We start from the raw sequence: 22,201 nt of genomic DNA, 5'->3' as shown, positions 1-22,201 counted from the left end.
ACGCAATGAAACCTGAACCAGGGCGTTGCTCGGGTCAGGACGTGTAGTCGATGCCGTACTTTTTCACCACCTGAACGATTTGCGCGTCGCTTAGCCCGATGGGGTTGCGACCGTGGGTCAGCAAAGCGAGTTTCGCCGTCTCTTCAAGCTCTTCGGTGGCGTAGATCGCAGCTTCAAGATCTTTGCCCGCGACGACCGGGCCGTGATTGGCCAAAAGGACTGCGCTGCGCTTGCCGGCGAGTCCGCGAATTGCCTGCCCCATCGCCGGATCGCCCGGCACAAAGAACGGCAGCAGCTTGACCTTGCCAAGACGCATGATTGAATAGGCCGTGAGCGGCGGGATCGCGTTCTCCGGGTCAGTGTCGGGCAACATGGACAGCGCAACCGAATGCGTCGAATGCAGATGCACCACGGCGCCGGTTTCGCTTCGCGTCTCGTAAAAGGCGGAGTGGAGCGGAATCTCCTTGGTTGGGGCATCGCCACTGACAATCCGGCCGGTGTGGTCAAGCTGCGTCAGCCGCGCCGGATCAAGCTGCCCCATCGAAGACCCGGTCGGTGTGACAAGGATTCCGCCATCATCCAGCCGCACCGAGATATTCCCCGACGCGCCGCCCGTCAGACCGCGATCAAAGATGGATTTGGCGAGCGTGCATATCTGCTCACGCAGCTTGGAAAGTTCGCTCATATCGCGGTGGCCATGACGGTCACGGCCTTTTCAAAGAAATCCGCATCGCCAAAATTGCCAGATTTGAGCGCCAGGGCGATATCCCCGACCCGCAGCGCCGGTGCGCCGGGCGCAATTTCGGGCCCGATCTCTAGCGCGGTGACGTTCAGGGCCTCGACCACAGCGCCGGATGTTTCGCCGCCTGCGGCGACAATACGCTGGAATCCTGTGTCCACCAGTCGGCGCGCCACGTCGGCCATCAGCCCTTCGGCGGCCTCGGCAGCTCTTTCGCGTCCGAATCTGTCCTGAGTGGCGCGCACCTCTTCCGGGGTGGCGGTGGAATAGATCAATGGCAGCCCTTGCTGCTGCTGCGCCCAGTCACAGACCTTGTCGACGGTGATTGTGCCATCGAGGATCTCTTCCACTGTGACCCGAAAGGCGGGTGCACCGCGTTCTATATGGCGGGCCACCTGACCCTGGGTCGCCCGCGAGCATGAACCGGACAGCACGACGGCCGGGCCGGAAACCCCCGCCCAGCCATTGCTGGTCTGCGTGATCAGCCCTTTGGCCCGGAAATTTGCGGGCAAGCCAAGCGCGATACCCGATCCGCCAGTCAGAAAGGGCAGGTCGGCTACGGCGGTGCCCAGCGACATCAGGTCATGATCAGCGACGGCATCTGCGACAATCAGGCGGCGACCGGCGGCATCCTCGCGTTGAAGCGCCGCCACGACGGCATCAGTGCCTTGGGCCACGTCGGCGTAGGCAACATGCCCGACCGGCATCCCGGTCTGCCGCGCCAGCCAGCGTCGTATGTCGGGGTCGGTCATCGGGGTGAGGGGGTGATCCTCCATACCGCTTTCACTCAGCAAGGTATCCTGAACAAACAGGTGGCCCTGATAGATCGTTCGTCCCGCCGCTGGAAAGGCCGGGCAAACCAGCACCTTGCGGGCCGATAGCGCCTCGGCGAGGGCCGCCGCGACCGGACCGATATTGCCGTCGGGGGTGGAATCGAAGGTTGAGCAGTATTTGAACAGGAATTGGGTGCAGCCCTGCGCCTGCAACCACTCCAGCGCGGCAAGGGACTGGCGCACCGCCTCGTCGCACGGGACGGTACGTGATTTCAGCGCAACCACCCCGGCCTCGACCGCGGCATCTGCGGGCACCGCCGGGATGCCCGAATACTGAGTGACCCGCATCCCCTGTCGTGCAAGCGTGTTGGCAAGATCGCTCGAGCCTGTGAAATCGTCGCCGATACAGCCAAGCAGCATCGTGTGTTCTCCGTTATCTGTTGTGATCAGCGGCTGCCCGTTTGTGGATCAGCCGCCCCCGTAAACGCGGTTTACCTGTTCGATATGTGCCCGCATCGCGATCTGCGCGTCCCGTGGGTTTCGCGTCTCGATGGCCTTGAAAATGTCGCAGTGCGCAGCAAAGGCCGTTTCCATCTGCCCGTCGCGTGCCAGGGTTGTGCGGCGAACATCCGACAACCAGCGATCCACGGCGAGGTAAAAGGCAAGGATGATCGGGTTGGCGAGGACCTCGGCGATTGCCGCGTGAAATGCCATGTCGGTTCGGGCAAACTGTTCAACATCGCCAAGGCTAGCCTGGTTTTGCGCCAGCAGCTCCCGCAGATGCGCGATCTGCGTGTCGTCAATGCGCTCGGCCGCGAGTTGGACCACGCCGGTTTCGACCAGAGTGCGCACATCCTGAAAATGTTCGACCCCGCCGGACTGCGCCAGTTGCAGCGTAGCGGCGCCGGACAGCATTTCGACCACCGTGGCAGAATCGGGAATCCGCACTTTGGCCCGCATTCCCGGATGCTGCGCAATGAGGCCAGACCGTTCGAGCGAAGCGAGCGCCTCGCGTACGGTGATACGCGATACGCCAAATTCTTCGACCATGGTGCGCTCGGACGGCAACGAATCGCCTTCTTCGTAGATGCCATTGCGGATGTCAGTCGTGAGAATTTCAACGAGATCTTCGCTCATCCGGCGCGGCTTTGAGATCCGGCGATTGCTTTGGTCGTTCAACATATACCGGTCCGTTCCCTATGGGGGTTGCGTTCGCCTGCTTTTGTATTCGCCTCTTGAACTAACCAGAAACTTGCTGCATGGTCAACTGGGCAGACCAGTAGGCCAGCGGACCATAAGTCCAAACGCTGTGCTCATCTGTCGCCGGAATATTCAATTGGGAGGAGCCAGAATGAAACGATCAATTATTGCGTGTCTCATGAGCGCAACCGCGCTAGTCGGCGCACCGATGGCCGCACAGGCCGCGGACATCGCCATTGCACTGCACGTTGACCCGACACACCTGATGTTCGACGTCGGTCGCAAGATGAAAGAGCTGGTCGAAGAGCGTTCGGGCGGTGACTACACTGTAACCCTGCTTGGAACCGAAGTGGGTGGCGAGCGCGACCAACTCGAGGGTGCCAGCTTTGGCGAATATCAGATCACCCTTGGCGGGTCGATGCCAATGACCCTGTATGCGCCTGACTACGCGGCCTCGGATCTGCCGTTTGTCTATACCTCGACCGACGAGGCGCGCGCCGTCTACGAGGGCGAACTTGGCGAGGCGATCAACGACGCTTTCATCCAGAACGGCCAGCTTCGCCTTGTCGGTCTGTCCAAGCGCAACCCGCGCAACCTGACCGCCAACGAACCGATCGAAACGCCCGACGGCGTAGACGGTCTGCGCCTGCGGGTGCCGGAAATCGCGCCCTGGGTCAAAATCTGGTCCGGTATCGGCGCCAGCCCCAGCCCGATTGCATGGCCCGAAGTGTACACGTCGCTTCAGACCGGCGTGATCGAAGCGCAGGAAAATCCTGTGAACTTTATCCACGCGGGCAAGCTGTTCGAGGTGCAGGATTACATCATGAAGACCGAGCACGTTTTCTCGTTCTTCCATTGGCTGATGAACGAGCAGTTCTACGACTCGATGTCGGACGAGGACCGTGAAATGGTCCAGGGCGCAATCGACGAGGCCATCGCCTGGGGCGATACCCGCACTGATGAGATGCAGAGCGAACTGTACGCAGATCTTGAGGCCAACGGCATGACTGTCGTCGAAGTCGACAAAGATGCGTTCCGTGCTGCTGCGACGCCCGCGATCCGCGAAGTCGCCGACGGGTTCGCACCCAAAGTGCGCGACTACGTGCTGTCGTTCATCGACTAAACAGGCTCCGAAAGGGGGGGGGTGCGCGACGCACCCTCCTTTTTTTGCCCGCGCCGTCTCTGTCCCTGCGGACAGAGCGCGCAAGTCGTTCAGTGAGGAGGATGAGGGAATGCAAGACAGCCCCGCAAGGCGATATGCGCCCGCGAACATGTTCTGGACTGCCGTCGAAGTCATCATGGTGGCAAGCTTTCTGGGCATGCTCGCGGTGATGTTCATACAGGTTGTCGCACGCTATGCCATCGGCGCCGGTGTTCCCTGGACCGACGAGACGTCACGCTTTCTCTTCATTGCCGAGATTTTCCTGGGTGCAGCCATCGCCCAGCGGTACGGCGAACAGATCCGTATCGTGGTGTTGCTGGACGTCCTGCCCAGCAAGGTGCGCCAGATCTTTGAGATCGTGAGCCATGTTCTGGTAATCCTGATTGCCGCCGGGCTGGTGTGGGGCTCCTGGGGCATGATTGACCGCACCTCCAGCGTCATGGCCTCAACATTGCCGGTACCCTTTGCGTGGCTCTATGCGGTGCAGGGGGTCGGCGTGGTGCTGATGGTCCTGCTCGTGATGCGGGATCTCTGGAAAGACATCACCGACTGGGACCACGTTGACCACTCAGACCAGAGCGCCAAGATATGATAATATTCGCGACCCTTTTTGGCAGTCTTCTGCTGTTCATCTTCATCGGAGTGCCGGTTGGCTTTGCGATGATCGGTGCTTCGAGTATTGTTCTCGCGATCTCACGCGGTGGATTAGAGTCGGTGCCGTTCGACATGATTGCGCAGCGCACGCTGTACGGCGTTAACAACTTCACGCTTTTGGCAATCCCGGCCTTCCTGCTTATCGGCAAGCTGATGAACGCATCGGGCATTTCCGATCGCGTGTTTGATGTCGCCCGCGCCATGGTGGGGCATCTGCGCGGCGGGTTGGGCCATGTGAACGTGCTGTCGTCGATGCTGTTTGCCGGCATGTCCGGGTCGGCGGTTGCTGATGCCGGCGGCCTTGGTCCGGTGCAGATGCGCGCGATGGAAAAAGACGGCTATGATCGCGGCTTTTCCGCCGCTGTGACGGCATCGTCGGCCACCATTGGTCCGATCATTCCGCCGTCGATCCCGGCGGTCATCTACGGTGCGCTGGCGGGCGTTTCGATTGCTGATGTGTTCCTTGGCTCGATGGTGCCGGGGTTGCTCATGGGGCTTGGGATGATGGCGCTTGTGGCCTATATTTCGTCCAAGCGTCAGTACCCGGTCGCCCGACGCGCAACTGCGCCTGAAATCCGCCGGGCGGTGGCGCGTGGTTTCCTTCCGATGCTGAGCCCGGTCATCATCATCGCAGGCATCCTGTCAGGACTGTTCACTCCGACCGAGGCATCTGCCGTCGCGCTGGTCTACACATTGTTTATCGCGCTTGTCGTCTATCGCACGGTCAAAGGGCGCGAGCTGTGGCGGATTTTCCGCGAAACGGCGGTGGATACCGCCGCGCTGCTGGTTATCATCGCGGGATCTGCGATCTATTCCTGGGTGCTTGCCCGGTATCAGGTGACATCGGACATCACGGGGTTCCTGTCGGCGAATATCGACAACCCGCTGGTCCTGCTGCTTTTGCTGAATGTCTTTATTCTGATCATCGGTTGCTTCATCGACTCGGTGCCCGCGCTGTTCCTGCTGACGCCATTGCTGACACCGCTGGTCCAGCAATACGGCATCGACCCGGTGCATTTCGGTGTGATGATGATCTTTAACCTGATGATTGGTCTGGTGACGCCACCGGTGGGCACGGTCCTGTTTACAGTGTCTCGGGTCGCGGACATCCCGTTCGGCAAGCTCGTGCGTGAGATCGTGCCGTTTTACATTCCTCTCTTCGGGATGCTGCTGGCGATCACCTTTCTTCCTGCATTGGTGACCTTTGTGCCGCAGCTTCTGCTTCACTGAATCTAGAAACGACAAAAGGAGACAGTCATGGCTGTTCTGATTTATGGCGGACTCGGGCATGTCGGGTCTTGGGTGGCTCGGAAACTGATTGACCAGGGCCAAGAGGTGATCATCTTTGACATGGGCGCCGCCCGGTTCAGCAGCCTTGGCCTCGATTATCTCGAAGAGGTGCGTGACAGCATCACGCTTGAGTCGGTGGATGTGCTCGATTCGCATACGATGATCGAGATGGCGCTGAAATATCGCGACAAGATTGATGCGATCGTATTCGGCGTGGCGGTCATTGCCGGCCCGACCTTTAAGGATCGGCCGTTTCGGAACGTTTCGATCAACACCATGGGGTTGTTGAACGCGCTCGAAGTGGCGCGCATTCTGGGTGTACCTAAATTCGTCAATCTGTCGTCCGGCGCTGTCTATGGTGATCGCCCGGGCGGTCAGACCGAAGACACGCCGTTCACCGTGACCGACCTGTACGGCGCGACCAAGGTTGCGAACGAAGTTCTGGCGACGCAATACGGTGCGACCTATGGATTTGATGTGCGCAACGCCCGGCTCTATTTCGTTTACGGCCCCGGCAAGCGGCCCGAGATCATGCACCCGCTCTATCAGGCGATGTTCGGCCCACTTGCTGGGATGTCTGATGTGCATTCGGCCAATGGCGGCGATCAGGAACTGGACTGGACCCATGTCGAGGATACCGCTGCGGGCATCCTTGCGCTGCTGAACGCCGAGGGCATGAATGGCGAAGCGGTAAATATTTCCTGCGGCGTTGCCTACCAGCACCGCGACATCGTTGACCGGGTGGCGAAACTTCTTGGCAAAGAGAGCGGCATGACCCTGGGACCGGGGCCGTTCACGCCGCGCGGCGCGCCGCTGGATATTTCCAAAGCGCAAAGTAAACTGGGGTTTGCACCGAAATACGCCAATATCGACGCAGGGTTGGCGGATTACAAAACCTGGCTGGACAAAGATCCGCGCTGAGTCGGCGCGACGAAAGGCATTCGCGGCAAACAGTGCCGATAGATCCATGGACATTTCTGGCAGCCGGGGATTATCTGCGGGCGGGGCGGATTTGTCGAATTGTCAGAAATGCCTTCAAAGGGTTTTCGATTCCGGGAGGAGATATCATGGATCGTCGTTCTTTTATTCGTACAGCCGGGGTGATGGGCGCCGGGGCTGCAGCCGCTGGTTTGGCGGCTCCGGCGGTTGCTCAGGGCAACATCACTTGGCGTATGGTTACAACCTGGCCAAAGAATTTCCCCGGTCTGGGCGTTGGGGCGCAGCGGCTGGCGGATCGTATCACCGCCGCGTCGGGCGGGCGTTTGACCGTTCAGGTCTATTCGGCAGGCGAGCTGGTTCCGCCGCTTCAGTCGCTGGATGCTGTCATCGACGGCAGCGCGGAAATGAGCCATGGCGCAGCCTATTACTGGCAGAACAAATCGCCTGCGCTTTCGTTCTTTACCGGCGTTCCCTACGGCATGACCACGCCCGAACTGACGGCCTGGGTGCGCTTTCTGGGTGGCCAGGAAATCTGGGACGAGATTTATGACCAGTTTGGCGTACAGGGCTTTTTGTCGGGTAACACCGGCACTCAGGCAGGCGGCTGGTTCCGCAATGAACTGACCAGCCTTGAGGACATCAAAGGCGTTCGTTTCCGCACGCCGGGTCTGGGCGGTCGGGTCTGGGAAAAGCTGGGCGCGACAGTCACCAACATGGCTGCGGGCGAAATTTTCCAGGCGCTGCAATCGGGTACGCTGGACGCTGCCGAATTCGTTGGTCCGTACAACGATCTGGCGCTGGGTTTTTATCAGGTCGCCAAAAACTACTACATGCCGTCGTTTGTGGAATCCGGTCTGGCGACCGAACTGGTCGTCGACAAGAAGAAGTATCAGGAACTGCCTGACGATCTTCAGGCGATCATCCGCGATGTCAGCCAGGCGGAATATGATCAGGTCTCGGCCGACTTTATCGCCAACGATCCGCGTGCTCTGAAAACGCTGGTCGAAGATCACGGCGTGATGGTGCGTGATTTCCCCGAGGATATCATGGAGGCCGGCGCCAAAGCGTCGATCGAAGTGGTCGAAGAGCTGCGCAACAGCGACGATCCCTTGGTCAAAAAGACGACCGAGAGCTTTATCGAGGCGATGAATATTGTGCGGACCCGTACCGAGCGCATCGATTCTGCGTACACACGTGCGCGTGAAAAGTACCTCAAGTACTGATCCGTCAGATCTTGCGACACAAAAGGCCCGGTTGGAACACCGGGCCTTTTTTCGTTTTACCCTGCCACCAGGCGCGGCAGCCAAGTGACAATTTGAGGGAACGCAAACAGGATCGCAATCGCCACGATCTGCAAAATGACAAACGGCAGTATGCCCTTGTAGATTGCGCTGGTTGGCAAATCGGGCGGTGCCACGCCGCGCAGATAGAACAGCGCAAAGCCAAAGGGCGGCGTCAGGAACGAGGTTTGCAAGTTCACTCCAACCAGCACACCCAGCCAGACCGGATCAACGTCCAGCGCCAGCAGCACCGGCGCGGTGATCGGGATCACGATAAAGATGATCTCGAACGTATCCAGAATGAATCCCAGAAAGAACATGATCAGCATCACAACCGCGACCGCCGCCAATGTGCCGCCCGGCAGATTGCTCAGGAATTCATGCACCAGATTGTCACCACCCATCATCCGAAACACGATTGAGAACACCGATGCCCCCAGCAGGATGACAAAGACCATGCTGGTGATCGTTGCCGTTGCGATTGCCGTCTCTCGCAGGATCGTGAACGACAGGCGCCAGCGCAGCGCGGCCAAAAGCATGGCCCCAACTGCCCCGACCGACGCCGCTTCGGTCGGCGTGGCAACGCCCCCGAGGATGGAGCCAAGCACCGCAAGGATCAGCAACAGTGGCGGCACCAGTGCGACAAAGACGTCGCGCAGCAGCGCCGCCTTTTCTTCGGGTGGGACCGGTGTTGCGGGGCACGAGGCGGGATCGGTCACCGCCTTGAACAGCACATAGATCAGATAGAGCGACACCAGCAGCAGGCCGGGCAACAATGCTCCGGCAAACAGATCACCCACCGATACCGGCACAGGGGCAAAGTTCCCCTTGGCCATCTGCACCTGAGAGTTGATGCCCGACAGCATGTCCCCCATAAAGATCAGTACGGTCGACGGCGGGATGATCTGACCCAATGTGCCGCTGGCGCAAATAACCCCGGTGGCAAGTTTGGGATCATAGCCCGCGCGCAGCATCGCCGGCAGCGAAATCAGGCCCATCGTCACCACGGTTGCGCCAACCACGCCGGTTGAGGCCGCCAGCATCGCGCCAACCAGGATCACCGAAAAACCCAGCCCGCCACGCATGTTCCCGAACAGCTTGCTCATCGTGAGCAGCAGTTTCTCGGCAATCTGGCTGCGTTCCAGCATCACCCCCATAAAGATAAACAGCGGGACCGCGACCAGCACCTCGTTCGTCATAAAGCCTATATAGCGACTGGGAAGTGAGCCAAAGTTCGACGGGTCAAACACGCCGAACGCCATGCCGACTCCGCCGAACAGCAGGGACACGCCGGCCAGCGTGAATGCGACGGGAAATCCAAGTAGCAGAAAGCCGATCACACCAAAGAACATCAAAGCGGCGAGGATTTCGCCAATCATTACCGGATCCATCAAACGGTTTCCTCTGGCAGGTCAGCGGGGCGCTTGTCCGGACTGTATTGCATCGACTTTGGAACCAGTTGTACGTTGCCAGACAGGACCAGAACCGAACGGATGATCATCGCCAGCCCCTGCATAGCGATCAGTGCGGTAAAGGCGATGACAAAGGATTTCAGGATGAACAGGCCCGGCATGCCGCCAACATTTGCGGATGCCTCGTGATAGCCCCAGGCGCGCAACACGAATGGCATGGAGTAGACGTAAACCACCCATGTAAACGGCAGCAGAAACAGGACCACTCCGATCAGATCAGTCAGTGCCCGTGTCCGTATCCGCGCCGGACGATAGAAGATGTCCACCCGGACATGATCATCGCGCAGCAACGCAAATCCTGCCACAGCGGTAAACATTGCACCGTTCAACCAGATATACAGATCTTGCATCCACACATAGCTGATCGCAAAAAGGTAGCGTTGAACCACCACCGTAAAGCACACCACCACAATGGCGAGTGACAGCCAGGCAAAGGTTTTTCCAATGATAAGGTTTACGGCGCATATCAACGCGGCAATCCCGGCAAGAAAACGCAACTTTCGCCCCTTTTCTGAACGTTGCTGAAGTTTGTCTGGGACGTCAATCAAAGTGCGGCGGCAAGAAGTCAAGATTTAGATGTGGGTTTCGTATGTGCAAGCGGTGTGCGGGTGTCGTTCCTTGCCGATGTCAGAGGCCCGCATGCTGGGAGCTTTGCTCAGGCAGTTTTCCGGTATGCGGAACATCGTTCTATTATGTTGAATGCGGCCAAATTGAACGCTACGGTGCGGCAATGATCGAGACGGGAGGAAAATCATATGACAGCAGGGCGAAATGAGGATCTTCGGCTTTTGAGGGGGGGCGGCCTGTATGCGGCGGATGATCTGGATGCCGACGTGCGGTTTGCGGGTTTTGTCCGCTCGGACATGGCTGCCGGGCGAATCCTCGCGATCCAGGCTAACGATGCTCGCGCGATGCCCGGGGTGCTTGGGGTTTTTACCGCAGCCGATATGGCCGATCTTGCTCCGCTTACCCATGATCCGCTGCCCCGCGACGATGGCGGCACGGCAGAGTTGTTTCCAATCCCGGTGCTTTGCGGCACACATGTGCGCCACATGGGGGAACCTGTGGCGTTGGTCGTGGCCAAAAGCAAGGCGGCGTTGGGTGATGCGATCGACGCTGTCTGGGTCGACATGGACGAAGAGGTGCCACCGCAAGGTGTCTGCTTTTGTCGAAACGTGGGCGATGCGTCTGCCACCTCGGACGCCTTTGCCAAAGCCGCCCATACCAGCACCACACATATCGAAATTGCCCGCGCCACGGTAACATCACTCGAACCGCGCGGCCTGATTGTGCGTCACCGCGACGGTGGGCTGCATGTGCGGGCCTCGACCCAGAACCCGTTTGCATTGCGCGCAGATATTGCGAAACACTTTGGGTTGGCGAAAAGCGCGGTCCATGTTCAGGCCAGTGATGTCGGGGGATCTTTCGGGCTGAAGGGGCCGATGGCGCGAGAAGATGCCGCTGTGATCTGGGCTGCGCGCCAACTTGGTGTGGATCTTTGCTGGTTCTCAACCCGGTCCGAGGCACTGTTGGCGGATGCTCAGGGGCGCGCCATCTCCGGCGACATCCAATTAGCCTTTGACAGCGATCACCGTCTGATCGGGATTGACGCCGCTTTTGACGTCGATGCCGGCGCCTACCCCAGCCGCCGAGCAATGGGCATTGTGAATAACATTCCGGGCCTTGCCGGCATGTATGCCGTGCCAGTGGCGGCTGCCAGCATCACGGGCCAATTGTCGGCGCGCCCGCCGCTTGCGCCCTTACGCGGCAACGGACGCCCCGAAGTTGCACAAAGCATTGAGCGGGCGCTTGACGATGCCGCGCGGGTGATGGGCGTCAACCCGGTCGATCTGCGCCGTATGAACCTGGTTCCCAAAGAGGCGATGCCGTTCACCACGGCCTTTGGCAACACCGTTGACAGCGGCGATTTTGCCCGTGTCATGCAAACGGCGCAGGACCTTGCGGGCGATCCCGCGCCACGGCGCGCCGCGGCCGGGGCACGCGGAATGCTCTATGGTGTCGGTTTTGCGAATTGTATCGAAAGTGCCGCAGGCCCTATACGCAGCCCCAAGCCAGACAACGCCAAACTCAGCGTCTCGTCCGCGGGGCGGATCACCCTTGCGCCGGGTGTGATGTCGGTGGGGCAGGGGCACGAAACCTCAATGGCCGGGATTGTTGTTGACCGGCTCGGCGTCCCGCGCGATCAGATCGACTATGTGAACGGCGACACTGCGGCGCTGAGTTTCGGGCGCGGCAGCGGCGGTTCTTCTGGGTTGGCGGTGGCGGGCGGGGCGCTGGTCACGGCGCTCGACCGGCTGATCGACGAGGGGCGGACACACGCGGCGGATCGGTTCGGTTGCGCGCCGGGCGATCTGAGTTTCCGCGACGGTGCCTTTTACCGCGAAGGCAGCAACGAAAACATGCCCCTCGCCGAAATTGCCGCCGAGAAGGGCGGGCTGTGGGAGGTGGAGGCTGAATTCACCCCCGATGCCGCGACCTATCCCAACGGCAGCCACGTCTGTGAAGTTGAGGTTGACCCTGAAACCGGGGCGGTGAAAATCACGCGCTATGCCGCTGTCGAAGACGTCGGTCGCGTGCTCAACCGGCAATTGGTTGAGGGGCAGGTGATGGGCGGCGTGGCGATGGGCCTGTCCTTTGGATTGGGCGAGCGGATTGTTTACGATGACGATGGTCAGCTGCTGACTGGCAGTTTCATGGACTATCAGATGATTCGTGCCGCTGATCTTCCGATGTTTTCGCTCGGCATGGTTGAAGTTCCGACGATATTGAACCCGTTAGGCGCGAAGGGCGTGGGTGAGGCCGGAACCGTCGGATCGACCGCGGCGTTTTCCAGTGCGATCCGGGACGCACTTGCCCCGCTCGGCGTCAGGAATTTCGAATTGCCTGCAACCCCATGCCAGGTGTGGCAGGCGATCCGGGATGCGTCCGCGCAGTGATTGAGCAGGCCCCCCTGCTTGGTCAGATCCTCGCGGTGCTGTCGGCCACCGCCTTTGCCTTTGCCAATGTGTGTATTTCGCGCACCCGCACCTCGGGCGGCGACAAGGGGGTGATGTTTTCGGTGCTGGTCACCGTGGGCTTATCCGCTACGCTCTGGCTGGCGATAGAGGTGCCGCGCTATGGCACCCCGTCGCTCGAAGGTGAGGCTCATGCCCTTGGCATGTTCGTGCTGGCGGGACTGCTGGCGATGGTATTCGGGCGCACACTGGTCTTTGAGTCGATCCGTCGGCTTGGGGTAAGCCGATCCACATCAGTCAAACGCTTGAACCCCTTCTTTTCGGTGATCCTTGCTACAATCCTGTTGGCCGAACCATTCACCCGCTTGGACGGGCTGGGCATGGTGGCGATAGCGCTGGCCTTTGTCCTGTTGATCCGCGACTCTGTTCGGTCGCGCGGGGCGGTGCTGGCGGACGTCCCGCCGCCTCGGGATTACCTCTTTGGCGTGTTCGCGGCGCTGGCCTATGGGTCAGCCTATGTGGCCCGCAAGGTGGGCCTGAACGAGATGGGTGCGCCGACTTTTGGCACCTTTGTCAGCGCGGCGAGCGGCTTTGCCGCCTATGCGGTCCTTGCTGTGATCTGGCCACGCTACCGCGCTAATTTTAAAGGGATGTTCCGGCACTTGGACAAATGGATCGTGATTGGCGCGGTGATGGTCTCATTGGGTCAGATCCTGATGTTTTCGGCGCTGGCCTACGAGGACGTCTCGACCGTGGTGATGATTGCGTCGCTCGAAATCTTTATCGCCATTTTTCTGTCGGTCGTGGTGTTTCGGAGCGAACGGTTGCCCGGGGTTGCGATCTTGTTGGCGGCGGCCCTTGCTATGGCCGGAGTCGTGCTGGTCGCGGCGGGCTGAGAGCAGGTCACTGATTTTCAGCTAGCAACGCACTGAAAATCGTTCCCTTATGTGGACCGCTGTCCCATTGACGGACATGGCAGCAGGACATTAGGCTCCATTACGGAGGGCGCCCCCGGGCGCAGGGAGGGGAGGTTTGGACATAGTGCCAAACCGACGTATTGATACGTCATTGCAGACACGTACAGGTCGTCCCCACAACCACCGCGACGTCGGCCAACGCGCAGGCGAAAACTGTCTTGGGAGGACACAATGAGAAGAACATTTCTGAAAGCTGCGGTGAGTACCGCTGTGCTCGCTGTTGCCGGACTGACTGTGCCGGCTGCGGCCCAGGCGCAGGACGCCGCCGAGTTTTACAAAGGCAACGTGATCAAATGGATTGTTCCCTATAACCCCGGCGGCGGCTACGACGAATATGCCCGCGTGCTGGCACCTTATTTCGAAAAGTACACTGGTTCCCGGGTTGATATCGTCAACATGCCCGGTTCTGGCGGGATGAAAGGCGCGGTTGAAATTTTTAACTCGCCGGCCGATGGAACTCATATCGGTATCATCAACGGCTCTGCGATGGTTACCAACCAGCTCGCCGGGATCGCGGGCGCCGACTACAAGGTCAGTCAGTACAGCTATGTCGGTCGCATGGTCGCCGATGTGCGCGTCTTTGTAGTAAGTGCCGACAGCGGGATCGACACCTTTGAGGATCTTCAATCCGATGGCAAAACTGCTGTTGTCGGGGCCACCGGACTTGGTGGGTCGACCTATGTGGACGCGGTGATCGTCGGCGAGGCGTTTGGAATAGATCAGCGGGTGATCCCCGGCTTTGATGCGTCTGGCGACATTCGAACAGCGATGTTGCGCGGCGATGTGACCGGCATGTGGGGCTCGCTTGGCTCTGCGATTGACGGGGTCAATTCGGGCGATCACAAGGTTATCCTGCACGGCGAGAAAAAGCCGACCGGTGTGCTCGAAGGGGTGCCGTCGGTTTGGGACAAGGCAGACGCCTCGAAGGATCCTGAGCGCGCAATACGCATTCTGGAAGCCTGGGATGCGCTCTCGGCGGTTGGTCGCCCGGTCGCGGCCCCTCCAGGTGTGCCCGAGGATCGGCTCGCCTTTTTGCGCGATGCCTTTGAGCAGGCGATGATGGACGAAGCTTTCGTCACAAAGATGACCGAAGCTGAACGCGACCTTTCCTTTGCCAGCGGCACCGATATGGTGACGATCGCCAAAGCGGCGACCGAGCTTGACGACGATATCAACGAGCTTTTCGTAAAGGCCATTCGCGGCGAGCTCTGAGCGGCACCAGGCATTCGGGCGCATCCTGCCGTATGGCCGGGGTGCGCCTTTACCCAACCTAGAAAAATAGCCGGGACACGATGACCATAATTGACGGAATGATGAGCGGGTTCTTGCAGTCGATCAGCCTGAGCGTGCTGCCCTACCTTGTGACCGGGGCCTTTTTCGGCCTTGTGATTGGCGTGATCCCAGGACTGTCGGGGCATTTTGCAATGGCGATGGCGGTCACATTTCTCTATGAAATGGAGCCCGCCGCAGGCATTGCCTTTATCCTTGGCGCACATGCTACGGTCGCGCAGGGTGGCGGGTTGACCGCGATCCTGTTTTCGACGCCGGGCACTGGGCAAAACGCGGCGACGCTGCTCGATGGTCCACCGATGCGCGACAAAGGTCAGGCTGGCATCGCTGTCGGTGCCGCAATGGCGTCGTGTTTCCTTGGCGCGACGTTTGGTGCGGTCGCACTGGCGCTGCTGATTCCGGTACTGCGTCACGTCGTGCTGTTTTTCGGCCCGCCCGAGGTGCTGGTGCTGGCATTCCTCGCCCTCACCTTTGTTGCGGTCCTGGGCAAAGAGGATATGACCCGCAGTCTTATCGCGGCGCTGCTTGGGCTTCTGTTGGCGATGATCGGCGTGGACAACGTGACCAACACCCACCGCTTTACGATGGGATCCGAGCGGCTTGCCGACGGTCTTTCGCTTGTGCCGGTGATCCTGGGTCTGTTCGCTGTGGCCGAAATGATTGACCTGTTTGCCCGTGGCGGCGCGTTGGCGCGTGGTGTGCAGCAGCCGCTCTCGGCCCGCGATACCCAGCGGCAGATCTTTACCGGCATCGGGCTGGCATTCAAAAACTGGTGGCTGGTGCTGCGCTGCTCGACCATCGGAACTGTGATGGGGCTAATCCCCGGCCTGGGTTCGGCCCCCGCAGCTTTTGTCGCCTATGGCCATGCCAAGCAAAGCTCCAAGAACAAGGATCAGTTCGGCAAAGGCACAGTCGAAGGCGTGATCGCCCCGGAGGCTGCGAATGATGCGGTCGAAGGTGGCGCGCTTGCCTCGACCATCGCCTTTGGTATCCCCGGCTCGTCGTCGATGGCGATCCTGCTGTCGGGCCTGTTCATCCTCGGGCTGGAAACCGGACCGAAGATGCTGAACGACCATGTCGACATCGTCTTTATCATGATTTTCACCATCATCATCGGCAATCTGATCGGCACCATCATCGGTATGTGGCTGGTAAACCCACTCAGCCGCGCAACCTCGATCCGTTCCGAGATCATGGTGCCGGTGCTTATGGCGATCATCGTAACCGGCGCTTATGCGGGGGATCGGATGGTGTTCGACATCGGTATTGCGCTGGTCTTTGGTCTGGTCGGCTATGTGATGAAGGTACTCAACTATTCGCGCGCGGCGCTTCTGATCGGCTTTGTGCTGGGCTTCGCAGTCGAGAAGAACCTGTATCTCGCGCTGTTGCTTGACGGGCCGTACTTTGTGTTTCAGCCGATTCCGCTGACGCTGGCCATCATCACCATCGTGTTCCTGGCTATCAACGTCTACGGGATCTACCGTGACCGCCGCAAACTCATCGAGGTTTGAGAAAATGACTGATATCGACACCTCCGCCGAGGCGGCTGCAGATCCCGGCGCTGTATTGCAGGACGAAACCGAACGCCGCAAAGGGCTGATAACGCTTGAGATTTGCTTTCTGGCCTTTATCGGTGTGCTTGTCTTTGCCGCGTTTCTTGAGGCAACAAGCTATTCTATCGTCTCGTCCCGCACGCCCTTTGTCATCATGGTGCCGCTCTTTGCGCTGATCGTGGTTCAGGGCTACCGGTTGGGCAAACGGCGTGAAGATTCCGACTTTGTAACCCAGCTTAGGCGCGTTTGCGGCGGCGGGCACGCTCATTTCTCCAAGGTGCTGTCGATGTGCTGTTGGATGGTGGCGCTGATGGTGCTGATCCTGATCTTTGGGCATCTTGTCGGGATCGCTGCCTTCAGTTTCGCGTTGATGTGGTGGGTTGCAAAGGAAAAGTTCCTGCTCGCGGCCTGTGTGGCGGTTGGCACGACCTTTGCGCTCTACGTGCTGTTCGAGATCGGATTTGATGTCGAACTGTATAAAGGCATGATTTACCGCTACTTTGCGGGCTACCGGCTCTTTTGATCCAAGGATCCGGCGATGAATTGGGGGCGGCGCCATTTGCGCCGCCCTTTTGCTGGTCAGTAGAGGCCTTAAACCACGTCATCATGATTTGGTCTCTCGCTTCAATTGCGCGATCGTCAGACGCTGCAATAGGATGGTTGTCTTGGCGTAAAGGATTTCACCATAGTCCAAACGTCGCGATGGAACTGATCAACCACACGAATCTGGATGTTGAAATTGTGGGTTGCCGACTGTTTTGACATTCGATTGTGACCTGTGGTGCGGCCACTATCACCTGGCTCGAGAGGTATAGCCCCGACGTTTGCTTTATCGGGGCGACAGGCGTCCACCAGGATCAGGCTATCACAATCGGCACCGGCGAAGAGGCCGAGCAATAATTTCGAAAGCGGGATCTGCCATCATACTGGCCTCATCCAAAAAGCTGGGTACTGTTCCCTTTCGAAGTGGCAAAGTGGTCCGATGTCGGTGGTTTGATCGTTTCAAAAGCTGCGCACGTCAAGGCGCAACAAATGTATGCGCACGTTGGTTGCGAAATCCACGCCAGCGACTGAGCCGGGAGCTTTGTAAATTTGCCCGCCTCGCCGTTCGGTGGGTCACTGAAAGCGAAGACAGCAAACGCGCATCTGAGTTTGGCACGCTTCTCGTAAACGAAAGCATATTTGGCCAGTGGCGCCGCCGCATGCGCCGCCACTGACGGCTATACCCGGCCTCTTTAGCCGCCTTTGGTGTTGCGTTTGACCTCCTTCTCACGGCCCTGGCGTGGGTCGATCAAAATATCGAGGAGGAAGGGACGCCCCGCGCGTACGGCAGCAACTGCCTCGGCCATTGCGGTATTTAGCTGCTCGTGGGTCTCAATCGGACCAATCGCTTCGACCCCGTGGCTGCGTGCGATGCCGGCAATATCAGGCGCAGGATTGTCGAGTTGCTGACCAACCCAGGCGTTGGCCGGGTTGCGCCCCCGCCGCTTGGCGACAGATTCCTGATGCAGTTCGTCATTAAAGTAACTGCGGTTGTTGGAAATCAGGAACAGCGCAGGGATGCGGTACTTGGCCGCCGTCCAGAGCGCATTTGTGCTCATCAATGTGTCGCCGTCCCCCAGCGATCCAACCACGATTCGCCCCGACCCCTTTAGTGCGAGTGCCGCGCCAATGGTCAGGCCAGGGCCCGAGCCAACCCCGCCGCCGCCATCCTTGCCGATAAAGTCGAGAGGGTGGCGATGTGGCATGATATCGACAGGAAAACCACGCGATAACCCGGCGAACGTCAGGGGGCTGTCACCCACACAGGATTTCAGTGCCGTGGCAATGTCCCGGTTGGTCAGCGCGGTGCCGACGGCCTTGTCGGGGACGGCGGTCGGCGGCAGATCGGGCCGCTTTGCCGTGCCGGTCGGCAGCGCGGCGAGCAAATCGGCCACTGCCGCGTCACCACTGCAATTCAGTTCAATATCCACCGGCGCCAGGGCAAAATGCTCTTGGTTCCAGCCAGAATGAAGTTGTTGATCGAGCGAGGCGTGGATGATCGTCGCTGTGGGCGATTCATCACCATATGCCTGCTTGAGCACGCCGCCCAGATCCACCGCGGCAAGTGATAGGATCACATCAGCCTTTTCCAGCACAGCCCGTGCCGTGGCTTGCAATTTATTGAACGGGGCACCGGCGTGATTGGGGTGATCGGACGGTACCATTGTGCCAGCCTTGAGGTCTGAAAGCATCGCCGCGCCCAGGCGTTCGGCCAGCGCGACGCGGGCTTCCATCGCGGCAGTTGTGCGGGCACCACGCCCAAACAGGATCACTGGGGCCTTGGCATTCAGCAGCGCCTGAGCGGCTTTTGCGATCAGCGCGCCGTCGGGCCGTGCCTCGGGCAGGGGGGCAAAGCGCGCGGGGTCGGGCAGGGCCAGCGGCGACTCAAGCGGCGATTCCTGATCGCCGGCGTCAAGGTTGATGTAAACCGGACCATAGGGCGCCGAATTCGCGATCTTCCAGCCGCGCATCATTGCCTCGGGCGTCGCAGCGGCCGAGCCGGGCTGATCGTCCCACTTGATAAACGGGCGGATCATCGCACCCTGATCCTGCGTGGTGTGTAGCCAGTCGATCCAGGGGCGGCGTTCGGTTGCATCCATCGGGCCGGTGGCCCCCAGAATTAGCATCGGCGCGCGGTCCGCAAAGGCGTTGAAGATCGCCATCGTCCCGTGCATCAACCCGACGTTCGAATGCAGGGCCACCGCCATCGCCACGCCTGTCACCTTGGCGTAACCGTGCGCGATTGCGACGGCGTGTTCTTCGTGCAGGCACAACAGCATCTCGGGCCGCTCATTGCCAAGATGATTGACCAGACTGTCGTGAAATCCGCGATAGCTCGCTCCCGGTGTCAGCGCGATATAGGGAATGCCCAGCTGACGCAGCATTGCCGCCGGTACATCTGAACCCCAGCTTAGCGTTTCATCCAGCGGACCTTGTACGACTTCGGCCTTCCAGTCGGATTCACTCATGTCTTCGGGCATTCAGCCACCTCCCTTGCGGTTTTCTATGCGGAACTCTGTTGCGCTACCAAGTATCAGCACCGTAGTGACAGCTGTCAAAATGCAATGGCGGCCTGATCGCAGAAAGTGTTCTGCTATATAAAACGAGGTTCCAAAAACTTTGACCCCCGGCGAGATCGGAGTCACAATGCGCCCAACAAGGATCGGGAGGAACTATGAATGCCCCATGACATGGATGGCTCGGTGCATTGGCACGAGCCAACGCAGGGTGAGCGGGCCGGCTTTGGCAGGTTCGGTCAGCCGCAGTCGGATTATGACCGCTTTATGGAGGCTGACGGCATCCCGATCTTTCGCGAGGTTGGCATTTCAAAGGTGCAGAACCTGCCTTTGGTGAAATGGGACCGGATGGGCGGTCGCGGCAGTTATATCCAGCTTCACGGCACTGAGGGAAAGTGGGGCAACTACGTGGTTGAGGTGCCGTCGGCGGGTGCGCTGAAGGTCGAAAAACATCTGTATGAAGAGATCTATTTTGTGGTTGAGGGGCGCGGCTCGACCGAGGTGTGGCTGACCGAGGGTGGACCAAAACACGTGTTCGAATGGCAGACCGGTTCGATGTTCTCAATCCCGGTGAATGCCTATCATCGCATCGTCAATGCCACGAATTCCCCAGCATTGCTGCTGGGCGGAACCACGGCGCCGAATCTGATGAACCTGATCGGCGACACCGACGCCATCTTTGACTGCCCCTATGAATTTACCAGCCGTTTCACTGGTTCAAAAGATTTCTACAAACCCAATGAAGAGCTGGAGCCCGATCCGATCCGTGGTCTGGCCATGCGTCGTACCAACCTCGTGCCCGATGTCATAAATTGCGAACTGCCGCTCGATAACCGCCGCTCGCCGGGGTATCGGCGGGTCGAACCCTTCATGACCGGCAACAAGTTCTACCTGTGGATCGGCCAGCACGAGACTGGCAAGTATTCCAAGGCTCATGCCCACACCTCGGCCGCCGTTCTGGTCTGTGTCAAGGGCAAGGGGTATACCTACACGTGGCCCGAAGATTGCGGTGTGAACCCGTGGAAAGATGGCCACGCCGACAAGGTGAAGCGGGTTGACTATGAACCAGTTGGCCTTGTCAGTGCGGCGCCGGGTGGCGCGCGCTGGTATCACCAGCACTTCAACACTTCGCCAGAGCCCTTCCGCCTCTCGGCCTGGTTCGGCCCGAACCATCCCAGCCTGGTGACGGGCCTGCCGCCCGGCGAAAAGCAGATCGACTACACCGCGATGGACGTCACCGAAGGCGGCACTTCGATCCCTTACTGGATGGAAGACCCGCACATCCGCGCCGAGTTCGAGCAGCACCTCAAGGATACCGGCGGAACTGTGCGGATGGATCCGGCGCTCTATGAGAAGCCTGAATGAACGCGATGAGCGAGATTGCGGAAACCGGACAGGACGGCGGGCGGATCTTTTTCTCTGAGGCGGGCCGCAGCCTGATCGAAGAGGATGAGATAGCGCTGATCTCGGTCGGGGTCGATATCGGGTCGTCGACCTCGCACCTGCTGTTCTCGTCGATCACCTTAGAGCGGATGGACACGCGCTATATTGTGGCGGCGCGCGAAGTCTTGTTCGAGAGCGAGATCCTGCTGACCCCCTATGCGGCCGAAAACACCATCGACGCGGGTGCTTTGGGTCGCTTTATTGCGGCCCAATACGTGGCATCAGGACTGACCCCCGAAAAGATCGATACCGGTGCGTTGATCCTGACCGGCACGGCCGCGCGCCGCGCCAATGCGCGTGCAATCGGCGAATTGTTTGCCGGTGAGGCGGGCAAATTTGTGGCCGTAAGCGCCGGGGATGCGCTGGAAACACTGATGGCGGCGCAAGGGTCGGGCGCGGCGGCACTGTCGATGCAAGGCCCGGTGGTCAACGTTGATATCGGCGGCGGCACAACCAAACTTGCCGTTTGTGAAGACGGTGAGGTTGGTGCTGTGACAGCGCTGGATGTAGGGGCGCGGCTGCTGGCGTTTGACAGCGCCGGGCGCATTGTGCGGCTCGAACCGCATGGCGCGCGGCATCTCGCGGATGCAGGCATCGCCAAGGGGCTGGGTGAAGTGTTGAGCGCGCAGGAACGCACTGTCCTGGCCGCCGGCATGGCGACGCGAATTTGCGAGGCGCTTTGCGGGCAGGACCCCATGGGCTACCTCCGCCTTGCACCGATTGTGCCGCCTGATACGGCGCGGCTGGTCTTTTCCGGCGGCGTCTCGGAATACATCGCCAGCCCCGGCCAGCTGTCCGACGATCTCGGTCCTGAGCTTGCCCTCGCGGTGATCGAACAACTTAGATCCGCCACCATCGTTGCGGCACGTCAGCGCATCCGCGCAACTGTTGTCGGGGCTTCGCAATACACCGTGCAGGTTTCTGGGGCGACGATCTTTCTTGACCCGGGCGACGCTTTGCCGCTGCGCAATTTACCGGTGATTGCGCCGAAGCTTTCGCTGGGCGACGAGATCGACGCTGACGCGGTTGCCGTCGAGGTCGGTATCGCGATCGAACGCATGGGTTTGGCTCACGGTGAGAGCCCCTGCGCGATTGCGATACCGTGGCAAGGATCTGCCACTTACGACCGCCTTGCCGCCCTGGCCAAGGGGCTGGTGGCAGGATTGCGACCGCTTATCGATACGGGTCATCCGCTGGTGGTGGTCTGCGACGGTGATATCGGCGGCCTTCTTGGTATGCAGGCGCGCAGCGAAGAGAACGTGCCCGGCCCAATCGTTTCGATCGACGGTATACAGTTGTCAGAGTTCGATTTTGTTGACATCGGCGCCGTAATCCGCGCAACCGGGGCCGCGCCCGTGGTTGTGAAATCCTTGCTGTTTCCCACCGGATGATCCT

18 protein-coding genes are annotated in these 22,201 nt (G+C 59.8%); 12 read left to right on the top strand and 6 right to left on the bottom strand.

Translation table 11 applies throughout. From position 1 onward, the window contains the following. Nucleotides 1-34: 34 nt before the first annotated feature. From otnC to IMCC21224_RS20950, 3 genes are read right to left on the bottom strand one after another with little or no spacing between them, the layout of a single operon-like run. Nucleotides 35-685 (bottom strand): 3-oxo-tetronate 4-phosphate decarboxylase, encoded by a 651-nt coding sequence (gene otnC / locus IMCC21224_RS20960; RefSeq protein WP_047997514.1) that lies wholly within the window; start codon nucleotides 683-685, stop codon nucleotides 35-37. Next, entirely contained in the window at nucleotides 682-1,932 is a 1,251-nt protein-coding gene (otnK, locus tag IMCC21224_RS20955; RefSeq protein ID WP_047997513.1) for a 3-oxo-tetronate kinase, read from the bottom strand. The genes otnC and otnK overlap by 4 nt, the downstream gene beginning before the upstream one ends. A gap of 48 nt (nucleotides 1,933-1,980) precedes the next feature. Further along, nucleotides 1,981-2,649 (bottom strand): FCD domain-containing protein, encoded by a 669-nt coding sequence (locus tag IMCC21224_RS20950; RefSeq protein WP_197089272.1) that lies wholly within the window; start codon nucleotides 2,647-2,649, stop codon nucleotides 1,981-1,983. Between the two features lie 214 nt (nucleotides 2,650-2,863). On the opposite strand from IMCC21224_RS20950, the gene IMCC21224_RS20945 reads away from it, so the two are divergent. From IMCC21224_RS20945 to IMCC21224_RS20925, 5 genes are all read left to right on the top strand, one after another. Then, the gene (locus IMCC21224_RS20945) at nucleotides 2,864-3,835 is read left to right on the top strand and encodes a TRAP transporter substrate-binding protein (protein ID WP_082135377.1); all 972 of its coding nucleotides are present in this window, start codon (nucleotides 2,864-2,866) and stop codon (nucleotides 3,833-3,835) included. Between the two features lie 109 nt (nucleotides 3,836-3,944). Next, nucleotides 3,945-4,466, top strand: coding sequence for a TRAP transporter small permease (locus tag IMCC21224_RS20940; protein ID WP_047997510.1), 522 nt, complete (start codon nucleotides 3,945-3,947; stop codon nucleotides 4,464-4,466). Further along, on the top strand, nucleotides 4,463-5,758 hold the full coding sequence (locus IMCC21224_RS20935) for a TRAP transporter large permease (protein ID WP_047997509.1): 1,296 nt from the start codon (nucleotides 4,463-4,465) through the stop codon (nucleotides 5,756-5,758). Before IMCC21224_RS20940 ends, IMCC21224_RS20935 begins: the two co-directional genes overlap by 4 nt. A gap of 27 nt (nucleotides 5,759-5,785) precedes the next feature. After that, nucleotides 5,786-6,739 carry an NAD(P)-dependent oxidoreductase gene (locus IMCC21224_RS20930; RefSeq protein ID WP_047997508.1) on the top strand — a complete coding sequence of 318 codons (954 nt, stop codon included), beginning with the start codon at nucleotides 5,786-5,788 and terminating at the stop codon, nucleotides 6,737-6,739. Between the two features lie 146 nt (nucleotides 6,740-6,885). Continuing rightward, complete coding sequence (locus IMCC21224_RS20925; RefSeq protein ID WP_047997507.1) at nucleotides 6,886-7,980, top strand: TRAP transporter substrate-binding protein; 1,095 nt, start codon at nucleotides 6,886-6,888, stop codon at nucleotides 7,978-7,980. A gap of 56 nt (nucleotides 7,981-8,036) precedes the next feature. Here IMCC21224_RS20925 and IMCC21224_RS20920 read toward each other — a convergent pair whose 3' ends face one another. Together IMCC21224_RS20920 and IMCC21224_RS20915 are read right to left on the bottom strand one after the other, a co-directional pair. Further along, nucleotides 8,037-9,428: a TRAP transporter large permease subunit gene (locus IMCC21224_RS20920; protein WP_047997506.1), complete on the bottom strand. Its 1,392-nt coding sequence runs from the start codon at nucleotides 9,426-9,428 to the stop codon at nucleotides 8,037-8,039. Beyond that, a complete protein-coding gene (locus IMCC21224_RS20915; protein WP_047997505.1) occupies nucleotides 9,428-10,006 on the bottom strand; it encodes a TRAP transporter small permease subunit in 579 nt (192 codons plus the stop codon). Before IMCC21224_RS20915 ends, IMCC21224_RS20920 begins: the two co-directional genes overlap by 1 nt. 258 nt (nucleotides 10,007-10,264) lie before the next feature. On the opposite strand from IMCC21224_RS20915, the gene IMCC21224_RS20910 reads away from it, so the two are divergent. The 5 genes from IMCC21224_RS20910 to IMCC21224_RS20890 all read left to right on the top strand — a co-directional run bounded on the left by IMCC21224_RS20910 (nucleotide 10,265) and on the right by IMCC21224_RS20890 (nucleotide 16,827). Then, nucleotides 10,265-12,466: a xanthine dehydrogenase family protein molybdopterin-binding subunit gene (locus IMCC21224_RS20910; RefSeq protein ID WP_053079125.1), complete on the top strand. Its 2,202-nt coding sequence runs from the start codon at nucleotides 10,265-10,267 to the stop codon at nucleotides 12,464-12,466. Beyond that, nucleotides 12,463-13,380: an EamA family transporter gene (locus IMCC21224_RS20905; protein ID WP_197089271.1), complete on the top strand. Its 918-nt coding sequence runs from the start codon at nucleotides 12,463-12,465 to the stop codon at nucleotides 13,378-13,380. Before IMCC21224_RS20910 ends, IMCC21224_RS20905 begins: the two co-directional genes overlap by 4 nt. Before the next feature lie 252 nt (nucleotides 13,381-13,632). Next, entirely contained in the window at nucleotides 13,633-14,673 is a 1,041-nt protein-coding gene (locus IMCC21224_RS20900; protein ID WP_047997504.1) for a tripartite tricarboxylate transporter substrate binding protein, read from the top strand. 80 nt (nucleotides 14,674-14,753) lie between these two features. After that, nucleotides 14,754-16,262 (top strand): tripartite tricarboxylate transporter permease, encoded by a 1,509-nt coding sequence (locus IMCC21224_RS20895; RefSeq protein ID WP_082135375.1) that lies wholly within the window; start codon nucleotides 14,754-14,756, stop codon nucleotides 16,260-16,262. Between the two features lie 4 nt (nucleotides 16,263-16,266). Further along, nucleotides 16,267-16,827, top strand: coding sequence for a hypothetical protein (locus IMCC21224_RS20890; RefSeq protein ID WP_047997503.1), 561 nt, complete (start codon nucleotides 16,267-16,269; stop codon nucleotides 16,825-16,827). 712 nt (nucleotides 16,828-17,539) lie between these two features. Here IMCC21224_RS20890 and IMCC21224_RS20885 read toward each other — a convergent pair. Beyond that, entirely contained in the window at nucleotides 17,540-19,327 is a 1,788-nt protein-coding gene (locus tag IMCC21224_RS20885; RefSeq protein ID WP_231582167.1) for a thiamine pyrophosphate-binding protein, read from the bottom strand. Nucleotides 19,328-19,525: 198 nt separating this feature from the next. Between IMCC21224_RS20885 and IMCC21224_RS20880 the strand changes: the two genes are divergently transcribed. Together IMCC21224_RS20880 and IMCC21224_RS20875 are read left to right on the top strand one after the other, a co-directional pair. After that, nucleotides 19,526-20,728: a cupin domain-containing protein gene (locus tag IMCC21224_RS20880; protein ID WP_047997502.1), complete on the top strand. Its 1,203-nt coding sequence runs from the start codon at nucleotides 19,526-19,528 to the stop codon at nucleotides 20,726-20,728. After that, nucleotides 20,725-22,197, top strand: a complete 1,473-nt coding sequence (locus IMCC21224_RS20875; protein ID WP_047997501.1) for an ethanolamine ammonia-lyase reactivating factor EutA — start codon at nucleotides 20,725-20,727, stop codon at nucleotides 22,195-22,197. Before IMCC21224_RS20880 ends, IMCC21224_RS20875 begins: the two co-directional genes overlap by 4 nt. The last annotated feature ends 4 nt before the right edge of the window (nucleotides 22,198-22,201 follow it).

Source organism: Puniceibacterium sp. IMCC21224 (assembly GCF_001038505.1).
Taxonomy (GTDB): domain Bacteria; phylum Pseudomonadota; class Alphaproteobacteria; order Rhodobacterales; family Rhodobacteraceae; genus Puniceibacterium.
The sequence above is the reverse complement of the archived record's forward strand: the minus strand, read 5'-3'. Positions and strand labels throughout refer to the sequence as shown.